The sequence below is a fragment of the Paracidovorax citrulli genome, from assembly GCF_900100305.1.
In the GTDB taxonomy this organism is placed as follows: Bacteria; Pseudomonadota; Gammaproteobacteria; order Burkholderiales; family Burkholderiaceae_C; genus Paracidovorax; species Paracidovorax citrulli.
Genome location: NZ_FNEY01000009.1, coordinates 50,051 through 66,143, shown reverse-complemented (window position 1 = coordinate 66,143; position 16,093 = coordinate 50,051). Strand labels below are relative to the sequence as shown.

Annotated in this window: 18 protein-coding genes; 7 read left to right on the top strand and 11 right to left on the bottom strand. The window is 69.1% G+C overall.

Going from position 1 to position 16,093, the window contains the following annotated elements; genetic code table 11:
• Positions 1-4 precede the first annotated feature (4 nt).
• Complete coding sequence (locus BLR99_RS08360) at positions 5-1,723, bottom strand: thiamine pyrophosphate-binding protein (protein WP_011795377.1); 1,719 nt, start codon at positions 1,721-1,723, stop codon at positions 5-7.
• Between the two features lie 154 nt (positions 1,724-1,877).
• On the opposite strand from BLR99_RS08360, the gene BLR99_RS08355 reads away from it, so the two are divergent.
• The 3 genes from BLR99_RS08355 to BLR99_RS08345 are packed head-to-tail and all read left to right on the top strand — an operon-like array spanning position 1,878 to position 4,275.
• Positions 1,878-3,035: an AAA family ATPase gene (locus tag BLR99_RS08355; protein WP_011795378.1), complete on the top strand. Its 1,158-nt coding sequence runs from the start codon at positions 1,878-1,880 to the stop codon at positions 3,033-3,035.
• The gene (locus BLR99_RS08350; RefSeq protein WP_011795379.1) at positions 3,032-3,634 is read left to right on the top strand and encodes a hypothetical protein; all 603 of its coding nucleotides are present in this window, start codon (positions 3,032-3,034) and stop codon (positions 3,632-3,634) included. The genes BLR99_RS08355 and BLR99_RS08350 overlap by 4 nt, the downstream gene beginning before the upstream one ends.
• Before the next feature lie 5 nt (positions 3,635-3,639).
• On the top strand, positions 3,640-4,275 hold the full coding sequence (locus BLR99_RS08345) for a LysE family translocator (RefSeq protein WP_011795380.1): 636 nt from the start codon (positions 3,640-3,642) through the stop codon (positions 4,273-4,275).
• Between the two features lie 15 nt (positions 4,276-4,290).
• Here BLR99_RS08345 and BLR99_RS08340 read toward each other — a convergent pair whose 3' ends face one another.
• From BLR99_RS08340 to BLR99_RS08330, 3 genes are all read right to left on the bottom strand, one after another.
• The gene (locus BLR99_RS08340; protein ID WP_228193999.1) at positions 4,291-5,502 is read right to left on the bottom strand and encodes a GAF domain-containing sensor histidine kinase; all 1,212 of its coding nucleotides are present in this window, start codon (positions 5,500-5,502) and stop codon (positions 4,291-4,293) included.
• 137 nt (positions 5,503-5,639) lie between these two features.
• Positions 5,640-5,870: an oxidoreductase-like domain-containing protein gene (locus BLR99_RS08335; RefSeq protein ID WP_041827965.1), complete on the bottom strand. Its 231-nt coding sequence runs from the start codon at positions 5,868-5,870 to the stop codon at positions 5,640-5,642.
• A 44-nt stretch (positions 5,871-5,914) separates the two neighbouring features.
• Positions 5,915-6,166: a hypothetical protein gene (locus BLR99_RS08330; protein ID WP_011795383.1), complete on the bottom strand. Its 252-nt coding sequence runs from the start codon at positions 6,164-6,166 to the stop codon at positions 5,915-5,917.
• Between the two features lie 130 nt (positions 6,167-6,296).
• On the opposite strand from BLR99_RS08330, the gene ylqF reads away from it, so the two are divergent.
• The gene (gene ylqF, locus BLR99_RS08325) at positions 6,297-7,265 is read left to right on the top strand and encodes a ribosome biogenesis GTPase YlqF (RefSeq protein WP_011795384.1); all 969 of its coding nucleotides are present in this window, start codon (positions 6,297-6,299) and stop codon (positions 7,263-7,265) included.
• 111 nt (positions 7,266-7,376) lie between these two features.
• Here the strand turns inward: ylqF and BLR99_RS08320 are convergent, their stop codons facing one another.
• On the bottom strand, positions 7,377-8,444 hold the full coding sequence (locus tag BLR99_RS08320) for a porin (RefSeq protein ID WP_011795385.1): 1,068 nt from the start codon (positions 8,442-8,444) through the stop codon (positions 7,377-7,379).
• A 361-nt stretch (positions 8,445-8,805) separates the two neighbouring features.
• On the opposite strand from BLR99_RS08320, the gene BLR99_RS08315 reads away from it, so the two are divergent.
• A complete protein-coding gene (locus BLR99_RS08315; RefSeq protein WP_011795386.1) occupies positions 8,806-9,576 on the top strand; it encodes an IclR family transcriptional regulator in 771 nt (256 codons plus the stop codon).
• A 122-nt stretch (positions 9,577-9,698) separates the two neighbouring features.
• On the opposite strand, the gene BLR99_RS08310 is transcribed toward BLR99_RS08315, so the two are convergent.
• The 3 genes from BLR99_RS08310 to BLR99_RS08300 form a co-directional block, all read right to left on the bottom strand.
• Positions 9,699-9,956 carry a hypothetical protein gene (locus BLR99_RS08310; RefSeq protein ID WP_011795387.1) on the bottom strand — a complete coding sequence of 86 codons (258 nt, stop codon included), beginning with the start codon at positions 9,954-9,956 and terminating at the stop codon, positions 9,699-9,701.
• Between the two features lie 128 nt (positions 9,957-10,084).
• The gene (locus BLR99_RS08305; protein ID WP_074687015.1) at positions 10,085-11,320 is read right to left on the bottom strand and encodes an MFS transporter; all 1,236 of its coding nucleotides are present in this window, start codon (positions 11,318-11,320) and stop codon (positions 10,085-10,087) included.
• An 86-nt stretch (positions 11,321-11,406) separates the two neighbouring features.
• Positions 11,407-11,859 (bottom strand): RidA family protein, encoded by a 453-nt coding sequence (locus tag BLR99_RS08300; RefSeq protein WP_011795389.1) that lies wholly within the window; start codon positions 11,857-11,859, stop codon positions 11,407-11,409.
• A gap of 126 nt (positions 11,860-11,985) precedes the next feature.
• Here BLR99_RS08300 and soxR point away from each other — a divergent pair, with 126 nt between their 5' ends.
• A complete protein-coding gene (soxR, locus tag BLR99_RS08295) occupies positions 11,986-12,540 on the top strand; it encodes a redox-sensitive transcriptional activator SoxR (RefSeq protein WP_011795390.1) in 555 nt (184 codons plus the stop codon).
• A gap of 60 nt (positions 12,541-12,600) precedes the next feature.
• On the opposite strand, the gene BLR99_RS08290 is transcribed toward soxR, so the two are convergent.
• From BLR99_RS08290 to BLR99_RS08280, 3 genes are all read right to left on the bottom strand, one after another.
• Positions 12,601-13,218: an MgtC/SapB family protein gene (locus BLR99_RS08290; protein ID WP_011795391.1), complete on the bottom strand. Its 618-nt coding sequence runs from the start codon at positions 13,216-13,218 to the stop codon at positions 12,601-12,603.
• 239 nt (positions 13,219-13,457) lie between these two features.
• On the bottom strand, positions 13,458-14,291 hold the full coding sequence (locus BLR99_RS08285; protein ID WP_011795392.1) for a pseudouridine synthase: 834 nt from the start codon (positions 14,289-14,291) through the stop codon (positions 13,458-13,460).
• Positions 14,292-14,337: 46 nt separating this feature from the next.
• Positions 14,338-14,892: a glycine zipper family protein gene (locus BLR99_RS08280; protein ID WP_011795393.1), complete on the bottom strand. Its 555-nt coding sequence runs from the start codon at positions 14,890-14,892 to the stop codon at positions 14,338-14,340.
• Positions 14,893-15,129: 237 nt separating this feature from the next.
• Here BLR99_RS08280 and BLR99_RS08275 point away from each other — a divergent pair, with 237 nt between their 5' ends.
• Positions 15,130-16,092, top strand: coding sequence for a DHH family phosphoesterase (locus tag BLR99_RS08275; RefSeq protein ID WP_011795394.1), 963 nt, complete (start codon positions 15,130-15,132; stop codon positions 16,090-16,092).
• Position 16,093: the final 1 nt, after the last annotated feature.

Sequence of the window (16,093 nt, the reverse complement as noted above, 5' to 3'; positions counted from 1 at the left end):
TCTGTCAGCGGCCGGCCGCCTGCGCCGCGCCGCGGATGCCCGCCAGCGTACCCGTGGGCGTGATCGCCTCCGCGTCCAGCAGGCAGTGCAGCACGCTGGGCAGGCCGCTCGCGCGGGCGCGGGCCAGCGCGGGCGCGAAATCCTCCGTCCGCTCCACCCGCTCTCCGTGCCCGCCGAAGGCCTGCGCGTAGGCGCGGAAGTCGGGGTTGCGCAGTTGCGTGGCGCTCACGCGCCCCGGGTACTCGCGCTCCTGGTGCATGCGGATCGTGCCGTACATGCCGTTGTCCAGCAGCACCACGATCACCGGCAGGCCGTACTGCACGGCGGTGGCGAACTCCTGCCCGTGCATGAGGAAGTCGCCGTCGCCCGAGAACACCACCACCTCGCGCTGCGGCCACAGCCGCTTGGCGCCCACGCCGGCCGGCAGGCCGTAGCCCATGGAGCCGCTGGTGGGCGCGAGCTGGCTGGCGAAGGCCGTGAAGGGCCAGAACCGGTGCACCCAGGTGGCGAAGTTGCCCGCGCCGTTGCAGAAGATGGTGTCCGGCGGCAGCACCTCGCGCAGGTGGCGCATCACCTCGCCCATCTGCAGCGGGCCCGGAATGCGGATCGGCGCGGGATCGCTCCAGGCCAGGTAATCGGCGCGCGCCGCGGCGGCATGCGCGGCCCAGCGCACCGGGCCTTCCGGCCGCACCGCGGCCAGGGCGGCCGTGAAAGCCTGCGGCGTGGCATGGATGGCCTGCGCCGGGCGGTACAGCCGGCCGAGTTCGTCGGCATCCGCATGCACGTGGACCAGGGGCTGCGCCGGCACGGGAATGTCCAGCAGCGTGTAGCCCTGTGAAGGCACTTCCGACAGCCGTCCGCCCACCAGCAGCACCAGGTCGCTTTCGCGGATGCGCGCCAGCAGCTCCGGATTGGCGCCCAGGCCCAGGTCGCCGCCGTAGCAGCGGTGGCTGGCCGGAAACAGCATCTGCCGGCGAAACGAGCAGCACACCGGCAGGCTCCACGCCTCGGCGAAGGCCGTGAAATCGCGCACGGCCTCCTCCGTCCAGCGGCTGCCGCCCAGGATGGCCACCGGCCGCTCGGCCGAGGCCAGCCGCCGGGCCAGCTCGCGCAGTGCAACTGGGCCGGGGTGCGTCTCGGCCACCGCGTGGGGCAGGGCGTCGGCGGCCTGCACGGCATCGGTCAGCATGTCTTCCGGCAGCGCCACCACCACCGGCCCGGGCCGGCCCGAGGTGGCCACGTGGAACGCCCGCGACAGCAGCTCCGGCAGGCGCCGCGCATCGTCCACCTGCACCACCCACTTGGCCATGGTGCCGAACACGGCGCCATAGTCCAGCTCCTGGAAGGCCTCGCGGCCCAGCGCCTCGCGGGCCACCTGGCCCACGAAGACGATCAGCGGCGTCGAATCCTGGTGCGCGATATGGATGCCGGCCGAGGCATTCGTGGCCCCCGGGCCGCGCGTGACGAAGCAGATGCCCGGCCGGCCCGTGAGCTTGCCCTGCGCCTCGGCCATCATGGCCGCGCCGCCTTCCTGCCGGCAGACGGTGACGGCGATGTCGGCATCGTGCAGCGCGTCCAGCACCGCCAGGTAGCTTTCGCCGGGCACGCAGAAGAGCTGGCGCACGCCGTGCAGGATGAGCTGGTCCACGAGGATCTGGCCGCCGGTGCGTGCCAATTCTGGTCTTGACCGCTTAAGTGAACTAAGAGCTTTAATATTTGGCATGTCCTCGTCGCAGACTTGGCAGGGCTTTAAATTTTAGTGGGACACTACTAACCTGTGGAAAAATTAAGCGAACATTCCGAAGTTGCTGATCTTCTATGGTAATTTTGCTTGCTTTGGTGTAGATTGATCACTTTGCTCGGCTAACGGATGATTCATGCTTATTACAAGATTGAAACTGAAAAATTGGCGGAATTTCAAAAATCTTGATATTCCTTTGAGAAGTCGTAGCTATATTATTGGCGCCAATGCCTCTGGCAAATCTAACTTGTTGGATGTATTTAGGTTTTTGCGCGATATATGCAAACCTGCAGGCGGTGGGCTGCAGAAGGCTATTGAGGATAGGGGAGGGCTGACCAAGCTTCGGTGTCTGCAGGCGCGAACGGATAATGAGGTGGAGATCCACGTTGAAATCTCTGAAGATGCAGATTCGGATCCGGTGTGGATTTACACTCTTGCTTTCAAGCCTGAAGGTACGGGCTTGCACAGGGTTCTTGTGACTCGCGAAATAGTTCGAAAGGCCGATAAGCCAACTCCGATTCTAAATCGTCCCGACCCAAAAGATAAAGCGGATACGCTTCGCAGAACTCAAACAGCGCTTGAACAAATTAATTCAAACTCGGATTTTCGTGAAATTGCTGATTTTTTTAGAGAGACCACCTATTTGCATCTTGTGCCTCAGTTGCTCAAGCATACAGAAATAGGTGCCCGCCTAGTTGAGGGGGATCCGTTTGGTCAAGGGCTTCTTCAACGTATTGCAAAAACACCCCAGAAAACTAGAGATGCTCGCCTTCGCCGTATACAGCAATCCCTTGAGAAGGCTGTTCCGCAGTTCAAGCAACTCAAATTTGAGCAAGACAAGATAACGGGTTTGCCTCATTTGATGGCTTCTTATCAGCACTGGCGCACTCATGGTGCTTGGCAGCGGGAAGATCAATTTTCCGATGGCACGCTTCGATTGTTAGGCCTTTTGTGGATGCTGCAAGAAAGTAATTCGCTATTGCTGCTGGAAGAGCCCGAACTCTCGTTGAACGATGCGATTGTTGCTCACATTCCATTGATGATTGATCGAGTGTTGAGGAAGCAGAAGGCCTATGGTAGGCAGGTTATCGTTACAACGCATAGTGAGGCGCTATTGGGCAATCCTCTTGATGGCGGTGCAATAATACTTTTGCAGCAAAATAGCGATGGTACTTTGGCTCGAATGCCAAGTGCTACTGAAATTGATTTGATGAAGGCGGGGCTTTCTCCTGCGGATGTTATGCTTCCGAAAACTCATCCGGAAGGAATTGATCAAATTGGGCTGTTTTCATGAAGAGAGAAATATTCGTTGTGGGGGAGGATGAGCTATGTTGTTCTATTGCCGAAGTACTTGTTGATAAAACGGGCAAGGGGTTCAGAGTTTATCAGAGAACTGTCGCAGGGGGTGCTGGGCAATTTAAAAAAAAGATACCCGCGATGAATCAGGTGGCTTCCAATGTGATGCCGGTGCTGATGGTGGCAGATGCGGATCAGGCTCCTAGTCCTGCTGAGCAAATCAGGATGTGGCTACCAGCCAAACCTAGTGATAGATTATGCTTGCGGTTGGCTGTGAGAGAAGCTGAAGCGTGGGTTCTGGCGGATAATGTGGGATTTTCTGAGTTTGCTATGGTAAGTAAAGACATTTTTCCTATTAGTCCTGAAAATGAATTGGACCCAAAAGGAAAACTGCTTTCCATAATAAGAAGGAGTAAGCGCAGGGAGTTGAGGGAAGAAATGCTGCCTGCCAAAGGTTCAATGTCGGTTATTGGTCTTGGTTATAATATTCACATAGTCGATTTTGTTAAAAATTACTGGAATATCGATAGGGCGACCGCAAGGTCTCCAAGTCTGGGAAAAGCCTTTTTAAGGCTTAATTCAATGCTCGCGAAATAGTTTGTATGCCCGCCGCCGCCCAGCTTCTCGCATTCCTGATCGCCGCCGTTCTCATCACCGCCACGCCCGGGCCGGACAACCTCATGGTGCTGGGCATGGGCATGTCGAGGGGCCGGGCGCGGGGCGTGGCCTTCGGGCTCGGCTGCGCCGCGGGCTGCCTGAGCCATACGCTGCTCGCGGTGCTCGGCGTGAGCGCGATGATCGCGGCCTCCCCCGTTGCGTTCACCGTGCTCAAGTGGGTGGGCGGCGCCTACCTCGTGTGGCTCGGCGTGCAGGCCCTGCGCCACGCCGGCAGCGGCGGCACCGTGCGCACCGACGTGGCCGGGCAGGCCGCCCAGCCGCTGCGCGTCCTGTTCGCCAGGGGCATGCTGGCGAATGCGGTCAATCCGAAGGTCGTGCTGTTCTTCCTCTCGTTCCTGCCGCAGTTCGTGGTGCCCTCGCAGGGCGCGGTGGGGCTGCAGCTGGGCGTGCTGGGGCTGGTGTTCACGCTGCAGGCAGCGTTGCTCTTCGGCCTGCTGGGCTGCTTCGCGGGCACGATTGGCCACTGGCTGCAGCGGCGGCCGCGCGCCGGCCTGTGGCTGGACCGCATCGCGGGCACGGTGTTCATCGCGCTGGGCCTGCGCATGGTGGCGGCGCGCTGAACGCGGGCGCCCCGCTCAGGCGCGCGGCAGCGTGATGGTGACGGAGGTGCCCTGGCCGGGGCGGCTTTCCATGCGCACCTGGCCGCGGTTGGCTTCCACCAGGGATTTGACGATGCCCAGGCCCAGGCCGACGCCATCCTTGCGGGCACGGGCCGTCTCGCCCTGCCAGCCCGGCTCGAACGCGCGGGCGACTTCTTCCGGGCCCATGCCCATGCCGTTGTCCGCCACCGTGAGTTCGACCGATCGCGCGGCGTGCGGCGAACTGCAGGTGCCGGCCATGCGCACGGTGCTGCCCTCGGGCGAATACTTGAGCGAATTGCAGATCAGGTTGCCCAGCACCCGCACCATCTGGCCGTAGTCCACCCGCACCAGCGTGTCGGGCACCGGCCCCAGCACGAGCGCGATGCCGCATTTCTCGGCGATGGGCGCCATCATCTCGACCGCGTCGGTGGCCAGCGTCGCCAGCGGCAGGGCCTGCACGGTCGATGCCGAATCGGACGGCCGCAGCAGGCCTTCCACCAGCGAGGCCATCATGCCCACGGCCGACAGCATGCGCTGCACCACCGCGTCCGGCGGCGCCTCCGCGCTGCGCTGGATGTGCGTGGCACTGAGCTGCAGCACCTGCAGCGGCGTGCGCAGGTCGTGCGCGACCACCGCCAGCACCCGCTCGCGCGCCAGGGCCTGGGCGCGGGCCGTGGCTGCGGCCTCCTGCGCGGCGGCCAGGGCGGTGCGCAGGTCCAGTTCGCGCGCCGCGGAGACGGCCAGCTGGCGGATGGTCTCCAGCTCGTCGTCCGTCCAGGCGCGCGGACGCGTGTCGATCACGCAGAAACTGCCGATGTTCTGCCCGTGCGCCTTCAGGGGCACGCCCACGTAGGCGCGCACGCCCAGGCTCTGCACGGTGGGCACGGCGCGCCATTGCGGCTCGGTGTGCGTGTCGCGGATGACCAGCGCATCGTCCCGGTCCAGCGTGAAGTGGCAGAACGTCAGGCCCTCCATTTCGCGGGCGCGGGCCAGCGCCTCGGGAAAGCCGGACTGGCTCTTGTAGAAGTCGCGCCGCGCATCGACGACGGAAATGAAGCATGCCGCGGCGCCCAGCAGGCGGGCCGCGGTCGCCGTCAGGCTGTCGAAGCCCGGCTCCGCGGGGGAGTCGAGCAGGCCCGTGGCCTCCACGGCTTCCAGGCGCTGCGGCGCGTGGCGGGCCGCCAGGGCACGGGCGGTGGAATGCATACCCTCCAGGGAGGCGTCGGCCGGCTCGGGGGGAGGGGGCGCAGTGGCATGCATGGGCAGAGAATAACGCGACAGCAATACCGTAGAGTGCCCGGGGCCACGAAATAACTGCCGCGCCGGCTGCCGGCGTGGGTCGCTCAGGCGGCAGGGGCCGCGGGCCTGCCCGGCGGAGGGGACGCCAGCGCCTCCTGCGCGTCTTCGCACCACCAGTGCGCGGCGGCGTAGAAGCCTTCCCAGACGCAGCCGTTGCAGCCGCGGCCGCAGCAGGTGGTGGGTGGCTCGGGCGGCGGCCGCAGCGCGACGCCACGGGACTGCGCCAGCGCCTGCAGGCTGGCGAAAGCCTGCGCCGCGTCGCCTGCGGTGCGCAGGGGCGGGAGGCCCGCCGGGAGCGCCTGCGGGCCGTGCGGCGCGGTCACCGGGGGCCGCCGCGCCAGCGCTGCCAGGCCCAGCGGCCCATGAAGGCCAGCCCGAGCACGAGCGAGAACCAGCCGACCACGTGGATCTGCCCCATGAGGTCGCGCACGCTCAACGAACGCGCGTAATGGGGCGCCAGCAGGATGACGATGCCGATGAGCGCGCAGGTCACGCCCTTGAAGAGCATTTCGGACGCCTGCCGCCGGGTGGTATCGGAAGCGGGTGGCGGCGTGGGAGAGGCGCGGGTCATGGGCGGGTCTGGGACAATCGGTGGAACAACGGGGGCGGGGCAGGGCGCCGGACGGGCGATTATCCGTGCGCCCGGTCTGCCGCGTTTCCCGCCCGCCTCTCTTTCCAACGCACAACCAGAGTTCCCTCCCATGGCCATCCAATGGTTTCCCGGCCACATGCATTCCACGCGCAAGGCGATCGGCGAGCGCATCAAGGACATCGACGTCGTCATCGAGCTGCTGGACGCACGCCTGCCCGGCTCCAGCGCCAACCCGCTGCTGGCCGAGCTCACCGGCCACCGGCCCACGCTCAAGGTGCTGAACAAGCAGGACGTGGCCGATGCCGGCCGCACGCCGGCCTGGCTCGACTGGTACAACGCCCGCCCCGATACCCGCGCCATCGGGCTGGATGCTTCCGACACCGCGCCGGCCCGCCGGCTGATCGAGGCCTGCCGGCAGCTCGCGCCGCAGCGCGGCGGCATGGCCAAGCCGATGCGCGTGCTGATCTGCGGCATTCCCAACGTGGGCAAGTCCACCCTGATCAACACGCTCACCGGCAAGACCCAGGCGAAGACCGGCGACGAGGCCGGCATCACCAAGCTCGAGCAGCGCATCGTGCTGGACGATGATTTCTACCTGTGGGACACCCCGGGCATGCTGTGGCCGCGCATCACCGTCCCGGAGAGCGGCTACAAGCTCGCCGCGAGCGGCGCGGTGGGCCGCAACGCCTACGACGAGGAAGAGGTGGCGCTGGAACTGCTGGCCTACCTGCAGCGCCACTACGCGCCCCTGCTGGACGCGCGCTACCGCCTCGGGCTGGATGCGGCAGCGATCGCGGCGCTGCACGACGACGAGCTGCTCGCGCTCATCGCCCGCAAGCGCGGGGCCGTGATGTCGGGCGGACGCGTGAATCTGCAGAAGGCGGCCGAGCTGGTGATGACGGATTTCCGCAGTGCCATCCTGGGGCGCATCACGCTGGAGACGCCCCCCGAATTCGAGGCCTGGAGCGCGGCGGCGCAGGTGCAGGAAGCCGCCCGGGCCGCCAGGAAGGCCGAGCGCGAATCGCGCCGCAAGGGAGGGCGTCCCGCCAGCGGAGCCGAAGGCGGCGAAGGCGCCTGACCACGGCGCAGGCGTGCGCCAGGCAAAAAAGGGCTGCCACGCCCCGCATGGCAACCCCAATGCCGGTCCACCGGCTCGCAATGAAGAAACAGAAAACCGGGACAGGCCCCCTCAGAACGAGTGGCCCATGCCGAAGTACACGGCGCGCTGCGATGCGCCGGCGCCCGGGCCGTTGACGGTGACGTCGGCCGCGTAGTTGGCGGTGGAGCTGTTGTTCACGCCGCCCAGCGACGCGTACAGGAAGGTGCGCTTGGACAGGTAGTAGTCCGCGCCCACCATCAGCAGCGTCGCATTGCCGTTGCCCCGGTTGGCGCTGACGCGGTAGCCCGCGCCGATCAGGGTCAGCGCGGGCGTCACGTCGTAGCGCACGCCCAGCCAGCCGTGCTTGAGCTTGCTGGGCGCGCCGGCCACGGCGTCGGGGGCGGAGATGGCTTCGTAGGCGGCGAACAGCTTGGCCGCGCCGATGCGGTAGGTACCGCCCAGGATCGCGTCCCTGGAATAGTTGTAGGCGTCGCTGTAGTTGCCGTTGGCATCACGCCGGCTGTTGAACATGGCGCGCACTTCCAGGTCGTTCGCGGCGTAGGCCAGCGACAGGCCTTCGTTGCGCAACTGCTTGTTCGAGCCCGTCTGCTCGCCCAGGCCCACCTGCACGTTGGCGGTGAAGCCGCCGAAGTTGGGCGTGGTGTATTCGATGAGGTTGTTCACGCCCGGCCAGTTGCGCCCGCGCACCAGCGTCGCGCTGCTCATGAACTGCTGGCCCGTGGGATCGATGTTCCAGACGTCGTTGCTGTTGAAGAGGTTCTTGCCCACCATCAAGGTACCCCAGCTCGCGCTGCTCAGGCCCACCAGCGAACGGCGATTGAAGAACGCGGTGCCGGTCGTGCCCTTGGTGGCGCTGAAGCCGCCTTCCAGGTTGAAGACGGCGCTCAGGCCGCCGCCCAGGTCTTCCTTGCCGCGCAAGCCGATCATGCTCGTTCCCCACTGGTTGTCGGCGGCGCGCGTGAGCGAATGGGCCTGGCCGGTGGCGGGGTCGGCGATCTTGTCGATGTATTCCACGCCGGCGACCACGCGGCCGTAGAGCGTGACGGCGGACTGCGCGTGCGCGGCGCCGGGCAATGTACCGGCCGCAGCCAGCAGCGCGGCCGCGGCCGCCAGGGTTGTTCTGGAATGCGTATTCACAGCATTTATCTCCGTTGTAGTAACTTTGCCGATCGAAAGAAAACCGGGCTGCGCCCGGCAGTCACCCGCCCGTGGCGCGCATCCGCGCCGGAGGCCTTGGAGCCACCGACCTCGCGGGCAGAGGCTGGCCGCGAAGCCCCGGTAGGGCTTCATCGCCAAGTTCATATATGAACGGTTGATTCACTGGAGAACAATGTAAAAACGAGGGGCCTGCAGCGCCAATGAGGGGATACCCTGCTGCCGTGGCGACGCTGCCACGGCAAATTGCCAGGCACGTCGCCGCGCGATTGCCTGGAGAATGCGCACCGGCGCGCCCCCGGGGCCCTTCCGGCACAGGCCTTCCCATCCCCCCTTCCCCGAAATGACAGAAGACACCGATCGCTACCGCGCTCCCGCCCTGGACAAGGGGCTGGACATCCTCGAGCTGCTGGCCGGCCAGCCCCATGGCCTCACCCGCGCCGAGATCGTCAAGGCCATGGGCCGCAGTCCGGGCGAGATCTACCGCATGCTCGAGAGGCTGGTGGCGCGCGACTACGTCACCCGCTCGCCCCAGGGCGACCGCTACGCGCTCAGCCTCAAGCTCTTCGTGCTGGGGCACAGCCATCCGCCCATGGAACGCATGGTGTCGCAGGCCTTGCCGTTCATGGAAGGCTTCGCCACCGCGGCGCAGCAGTCCTGCCATCTGGGCATTTACAACCGGGGGGGAATCACGGTGGTTGCCCAGGTCAACGGCCCGGGCAACTGGGGCCTGTCGATCCGCCTGGGCGTGCGGGTGAGCCTGATCGACACGGCCTCGGGGCACGTGATGCTGGCCTTCCAGACCGAAGAGCGGCGTGCCGAGATGCTGGCCGAGCACCAGGCGCAGCAGGGCGTGCAGGGCGACGGGCCCATGCAGCCTGCGGAGCTGCAGACCATCCTGGAGCGCATCCGCGCCCAGGGCTTCTGGCAGGGGGCCAGCCAGCAAGCCTTCGGCGTGACCGATATTTGCGTGCCCGTGCGGGGGCCGCAGGGCCAGGCGCTGGCCGTGCTGACCTGCCCCTTCATCCAGCGCCCGGACCGGCCGCTGGAGGCCGATCTGCAAGCCGCGCTCGATCAGCTGGCGCAGGCGGCGGGCGCCCTGTCGATCCGCTGAACGGACCGTCCGGCCGGAACCTGTTCAATGTCTTCGTGGGGGCGCATGCACGGCGCCTGGTGGCCCGGAATGCCGGGCAACGGGTGCCTGCGGATCCCCCGCAGGCCGGTCGCGAAGGCGGATCAGTCGCCGCCGCCATCGCCAGCGCCACCGCCGGCGCCACCGCCGGTGACGATCTTGCCTTCCTTCACGTAGCGGTCGTATTCATGGCGCGGCAGGGCGGCGACACCCGCGGCGTTCTCGTCGGGCTCTTTCCAGCTCACCGTGACACTGTCGTCCGCATGGGTGAGCTCCACCGGGCCTTCGGGAATCGCGATGGGCATGCCGTCGCCCTCGCGGTAGGTCACTTCGCCGTGGATGGTCGCGTGTTCTGCGTGCATGGGTCGGTCCTCCTCGCAATGCATGGTTGGGTGGGCCGGCCGCGCGGCGTGCGGGGCCTTCTGACATGCATTACACCGGTGCGGCCGGGGAGGCCGTGTCGGACCACGCCGCCAGTGCGCGCCTGCGCTCATGCGCGGCGTGGCGCCTGCCGGGCCAGCCGGGCGTCGTGCCACATCGCGGCGCAGTTCGCGCCCGCCATCGCCAGGCCGGCGGCGCAGGTGGCGTCCCAGCCGCCGTGCTGCCATGCCGCCGAACCCAGCGCGGACCCGAGCGCGGCCCCGGCGAAGTAGGTCGTCATATAGACGGCGTTGAGCCGCGAGCGCGCCTGCGGCGCCAGGGCGTAGATCACGTTCTGGTTGCTGATGTGCACGCCCTGCAGCGCCAGGTCGATCGCCAGCACGCCCGCCAGGAACCACGGCAGGCTGGTGCCGCCCAGCCACAGCGCCCCCCAGCTGGCCAGCACGAGCAGCACGGAAGCCCGGGTCGTCCCCTGCTCGTGGCCGCGGTCGGCCATGCGGCCCGCCCAGTTGGCCATGAGCGCACCCGCCACGCCCGCCAGCCCCACCAGCCCGATCTGCGCATCGCCCAGTTGGTGGGACGGCCCCGCCAGCATCAGCGCCATCGTGGAAAACAGCACGCTCACCGAGCCGAACGACAGCCCGCCCAGCAGTGCCCGGCTGCGCAGCCGCGGGTGCTGCCGCGCCAGCGTGGCCAGCGAGCGCAGCACCTGCGCATAGCTCGGCGGGTGGGGCGTGCGCAGTGCCGGCAGCACGAACCACAGCGCCAGCGCGACCGCCAGCATGGCGACGCCGCCCGCGCGGTACACCAGGCTCCATCCGCCCACGCCCGACAGCAGCCCCGCCACGCTGCGTGCCGCCAGGATGCCCACCAGCAGGCCGCTCATCACCAGGCCCACAGCGCGGCCGCTGCGCCCTGGCGACGCCAGCGCCGCCGCCATCGGCACCAGCACCTGCGCCGCCACGGAGAACAACCCCGTGATCAGGGTGCCGGCGGCCAGCGCGCCGAAGCTGCCGGCGAAGCCGCTCAGGAACAGCCCGCAGGCCGCGAGCGCCATCAGCGCCACCACCAGCCGCCGCCGCTCCAGCTTGTCGCCCAGAGGCACCAGCAGCAGCAGGCCCGCCGCGTACGACACCTGGGAGATCGTCACGGTGAACGCGGCGCGGGATTCGCTCACGCCCAGTTGCACCGCGATCGAATGCAGCAGGGGCTGGTTGAAATAGTTGGCTCCCGCGCACAGGCCGCAGGCCGTGGCCATGAGCAGCAGGACGGGGGTGGACAGTCCGGCCGGAGCCTGGGCATGCAGCGCGTCGGACGCGGGAGAGGAGGGGGAACTGGATTGCATGGGCAAAGGAAACGGTCTGTGGAAGGGAAATGGGCCTGGGGCGCCGTGGCGCCATCCGCCCGCGGGAGGTGTCGGGGCCGGGAGGCTCACGCCGCCGGCAGCACCGCCGTGGCGTCGATCTCGAACAGCATGCCGTCGAGCGCGAGGCGCGGCACCGGAATCAGCGTGCAGGCCGGCAGGGCGGCCGCGCCCCAGCACGCTCGCAGCGCGGCGCCGAAGGACCGCAGCCGCTCTTCGGAGTGGTCCACCACCAGCACGGTAAGGCGGGCGACGTCGCTCGGCGCGGCGCCCGCTGCGGCCAGCGCCGTGCACAGATTGGCCAGCGCCTGGCGTACCTGGGCATCGAATCCTCCGGCCAGCCGGCCAGCGGCATCCTCCCCGCCCTGGCCGGCCACGTGGACGGTGCGGACCGGCCCCTGCACGACGGCCAGGTGGGAATAGCCATTCGGGGCGGGATCATGGAGCCCCGGAGGGTTGGCGAACGACAGCACGGGACGGGAGACAGTGGCGGAAGCCGCGGCAGATGCGTGAGAAATCATGGGAAATCCTCGGGTCGTGAAGGGTGGACGCCGTGGGGCGGCGACCGCATGCCCTGCAGTATGGAACCTCAACTAAACTTGAGGTCAACCGCTTTTTCCATCCCATTTCCGCCACCCCGCCGAGCCATGCCGCCAGCCTCCCGCCATGCCCCCCCGTCCGCCACCCCCGGCGCATCCATCCGTCCGGCCGCCGAGGCCCGTTCCCGCCGGCCCGGCCGTGCCGACGTTCCCGAACTCACGGTGGGCGAGGTCGCCGAACGCAGCGGGCTGGCCGTATCGGCCCTGCATTTCTACGAATCCAAGGGCCTGATCGCCAGCGTGCGCAGCGCCGGCAACCAGCGCCGCTATCCGCGCTCCGTGCTGCGGCGCGTGGCCGTGATCAAGATCGCGCAGCGCATGGGCCTGCCGCTGGCGACCATCGCGGGCGCCCTGCAGGCCCTGCCCGAAGGCCGCACGCCCACCGTGGCCGACTGGCGGCGCCTGTCGGCCGCCTGGCGCGAGGAACTCGACGAACGCATCGCCACGCTCACGCGCCTGCGTGACCAGCTCGATGGCTGCATCGGTTGCGGCTGTCTCTCGTTGCGCGCCTGTCCGCTGCGCAACCCGGACGACGCCCTGGGCGCGGAGGGGGCGGGTCCGCATTTCTCCCCCGACCCGGCCGCGCGCCGGCGGACACGCTGACCCTCCGCGGCCCCGGCTGTCCGCGCTGCCGGGCCTGCGAAAGGCGGGGCCTGGAAAACTTCAGGACGCGGCGGGCGGCCCGCCGCCCGTGGAGCCGGTCTCGCTGCCATGGTCCTGCGCCGACGAGGGCGATCGCGCCCCTGCCGCGGCCCGGCGTTCCCCGGCTGCCGCCGCGTCGTCCTTCGCGGGGGCGCTGCGCCCGTACAGCAGCCGCTGCGCGATCGGCTCCGCGGCCAGCACCAGCAGGGCCAGCAGCGTGCTCAGCAGCGCGGTCGCCTCGCGGCCCAGCCCCGCCGCCACGCCGATCGCCGCGGTGAGCCAGATGCCGGCGGCGGTGGTGAGCCCCCGGATCTGGTGCGCGCCGTCGCTCTTGAGGATGGTGCCCGCGCCCAGAAAGCCCACGCCCGCGATGATGCCCTGCAGCACGCGGCTGTTGTCCGCGGGCGCGATGCCTTCCTGCTCGGCCACCAGCACGAACAGCGCCGCGCCCATCGACACCAGCATGTGCGTGCGCACCCCGGCGGCCTTGCCACGGTGCTCGCGCTCCCAGCCCAGCAGCCCGCCCAGCAGCCCGGCCATGCCCAGGCGCACCACGATGCGCGTGGCCTGCTCCAGGTCGGGCAGGTCGGAGAATTCGCCGGCCGCCGTGGCCAGGATCACCTCCCACCACTCCGTCATGCGGCGCCTCCGCACCGGCATGGGCCGGAAGGTGCCTGGAGTCTCCTGCTGTCAGGGCGGCGGGATGCGGTGCTGTGCATGGCGGGAATCAAGTCTTCGGAAGTGGCCCCGACTGTGCGCCGCGGGCAGCCGGCATCCCGGCAGCACCCGTCGCGACAGCGGGTAGGACGGCGCCTACCCGGGCGCGGCAAGGTCTTCCTGCCGGGCTCGACATGCGCGTTCCCCGACGGACTGCGGCGTCAGCGTCCCGGGGCGGCTGCATCGCCGCGGGGGACCCAGTCGAGGCTGAGGACGCGCGCCTGCCAGTCGTGCAGGTCGGGCGCGGCCGCCGGCATCTCCGCCGGGCCCGCCCCGCCCGGCGCAGCCGTCGTGCCGGGCAGCGGCCCGCCCCGCAGGCCGCTGTCCACCACCACCGTCTCGCCCGTCGCCGGATGCGGCAGCGCCAGCCGCCAGGCGTGCAGCCAGAGCCGCTGCAGACCCAGCCGCTGCGCCCACCAGCGGTTCAGCGGGCCCTTGCCATGGGTGGCGTCGCCCAGGATCGGATGGGCGATGTGCTTGAGGTGCCGGCGGATCTGGTGGCGGCGGCCGGTTTCCGGCAGGGCTTCCACCAGCGAGGCCCGCGTGGTGGCGAAGCGCGCATCGCTGGCCTCGGGCAGCTCCAGCCGCGCCAGGCAGCGCAGCGCCGTGCGGGCCGGCTGCACGGCGGCATCGGGCGGCGCATCGTCCGGGCGCAGGGCATGGTCCACCTGCACCCGGTCCGGTGCATGGCCGCGCACCAGGGCCAGGTAGCGCTTGTCCACCCGGTGCTGCTCGAAGGCCTGCGACAGCGCGCGGGCTGCCTCCGCGTGCAGCCCCATCACCAGCACTCCGCAGGTGCCCTTGTCGAGCCGGTGCACCGGGTACACCCGGCGGCCGAGCTGGTCGCGCAGCGCCTGCATCACGAAGCGGGTCTCGCCCGCGTCCAGGCCCGTGCGGTGCACGAGCCAGCCGGCGGGCTTGTACACGGCGACGAGGTCGTCGTCCTGCCGGAGGATGGCCAGGGGCGGATGGCGGGGGGCGTTCGGAAGCGGCATCGGGCGCGCAGCATACCCCGGGGCGCGTCCACCGCGGCCCGGCCGCTCAGCGCAGCACGCGGCAGTTGCCGAACTCGCAGCGGATCGCCAGCGCGTCGCCGCTGTCGCAGGCCACGGTATAGGTCTCGAAGCCCGGCCCCTTGGCCGCCAGCGCCGCGACCGGCTGGGCGCTGCAGGCCTGGGCGCGCGCCAGCTGCTGGGCGCTGAAACTGTCCACCCCCAGCGCGATGGCGGGCAGCGCGGGCCCGGTCACCGTGCCGGGAGCGGGTTCGGCGGGCGGCGGCGGGAGCGGCGCCGCGGGGTAGGGCCCGGCCGCGTGGCCGCGCGCCTGCATGCAGCTGTCCACCGCGCGGCGGCGGCGCTCCAGTGGCTTCAGCCCCTGGGTGGCCCCGAGCGCGCCGCCCGCCACGGCCCAGTCGCGCACCGCATCGTGGCTGCCGCCCGCGGACCATGCGAGCGATGCCAGCACCAGCGCGCCGGTCAGCATGCCGTCCAGCGTCTCGATCACCACGCCGATCTGCTGCGCATAGCGCTGGCATTCGGCCAGGTCGGCCGCATGGCGCTGCACCTCGGCCGGGTCCGCGCCGGAGGGCGCGGGCACCGCGCTGGCGCATCCCGCGAGCGCCAGCGCGGCCGCCAGCAGGCCGGTTCAGGCCAGGCGTGCAGGGGCCTTGCGGCCGGGGCGGAGGGGGTGGATTGCGGGCATGCGGGGCTCCTCGGGCGGAGTGGGGCGGGGGGCAGGGCGGGGCGGCACCGGATGCCTGCCCCGCCGATTGCGCCATTGTTCCGCGCCGCGCGCGAGCGCGCCAGCCCCGATGTCGCCGACAATCGCGCCCCTATGACCACCACGACGACTTCCGCCCCCGCCATCGCGCGCACCCTGCTGCCCCAGACCCTGCTCATGGCCCCGTCGCCGGACGACCCTTCCCCCCTGGTGCTCTACCACGGCCGCTGCGCCGACGGCTTCGGCGCCGCGCTGGCCGCCTGGCGCTACTACGGCGGCGAGGTCGAATGCGTGGGCCTGTCCCACGGCCAGGCGAAGTCCGTGGACGACCTGCCGCCCCTCGAAGGCCGGTACGTGTACATCCTGGATTTCTCGTTCCCGCCCGATCTGCTGCGCGCCATCGACGAGCGCGCCGCCCGCCTCGTGATGCTGGACCACCACAAGAGCGCCGCCGAACAGCTCACCGGCTTCGCCTGCCGCTGCGGCGTGGTCCATTTCGACATGGACAAGTCGGGCGCGCGCCTCGCCTGGGATTTCTTCCACGCGGAGACGCCGCTGCCCGATCTGGTGCGCTACATCGAAGACCGCGACCTCTGGAACTGGAAGTACCCTGAAACCGCCGGTTACGTCGCCGCGCTGGACATGGAGCCGTTCGACTTCGCGCGCTGGGACGCCATCGCCCGTTTCACGCCGGACCAGACGCAGGCCTTCGTCGCGCGCGGCGAGGCCATGGACGAGAAGTTCCGCCACCTCGCGGCAGATGTCGCGGGCGGCGCGCAGCCGCTGGTGTTCGACGGCGAACAGGGCCTGATGGTCAATGCGCCGGGCGCCTTCCACAGCCTGATCGGCGAGATGCTCTCCCAGCAGTCCGGCACCTTCGCGCTGATGTGGGTGCTGGGCAAGGACGGGCAGGTCAAGGTCGGCCTGCGCTCGCAGCGCGGCTACGACTGCTCGGTGCTCGCCACCCGCATGGGCGGCGGCGGCCATGCGCAGGCCTGCGGATTCCGCATGGGGCGGGATCGGTTGCCGGAATTGCTGACTGGCGTGTTCCAGTCCAGTGCGCCGGCACAGGGCTGAG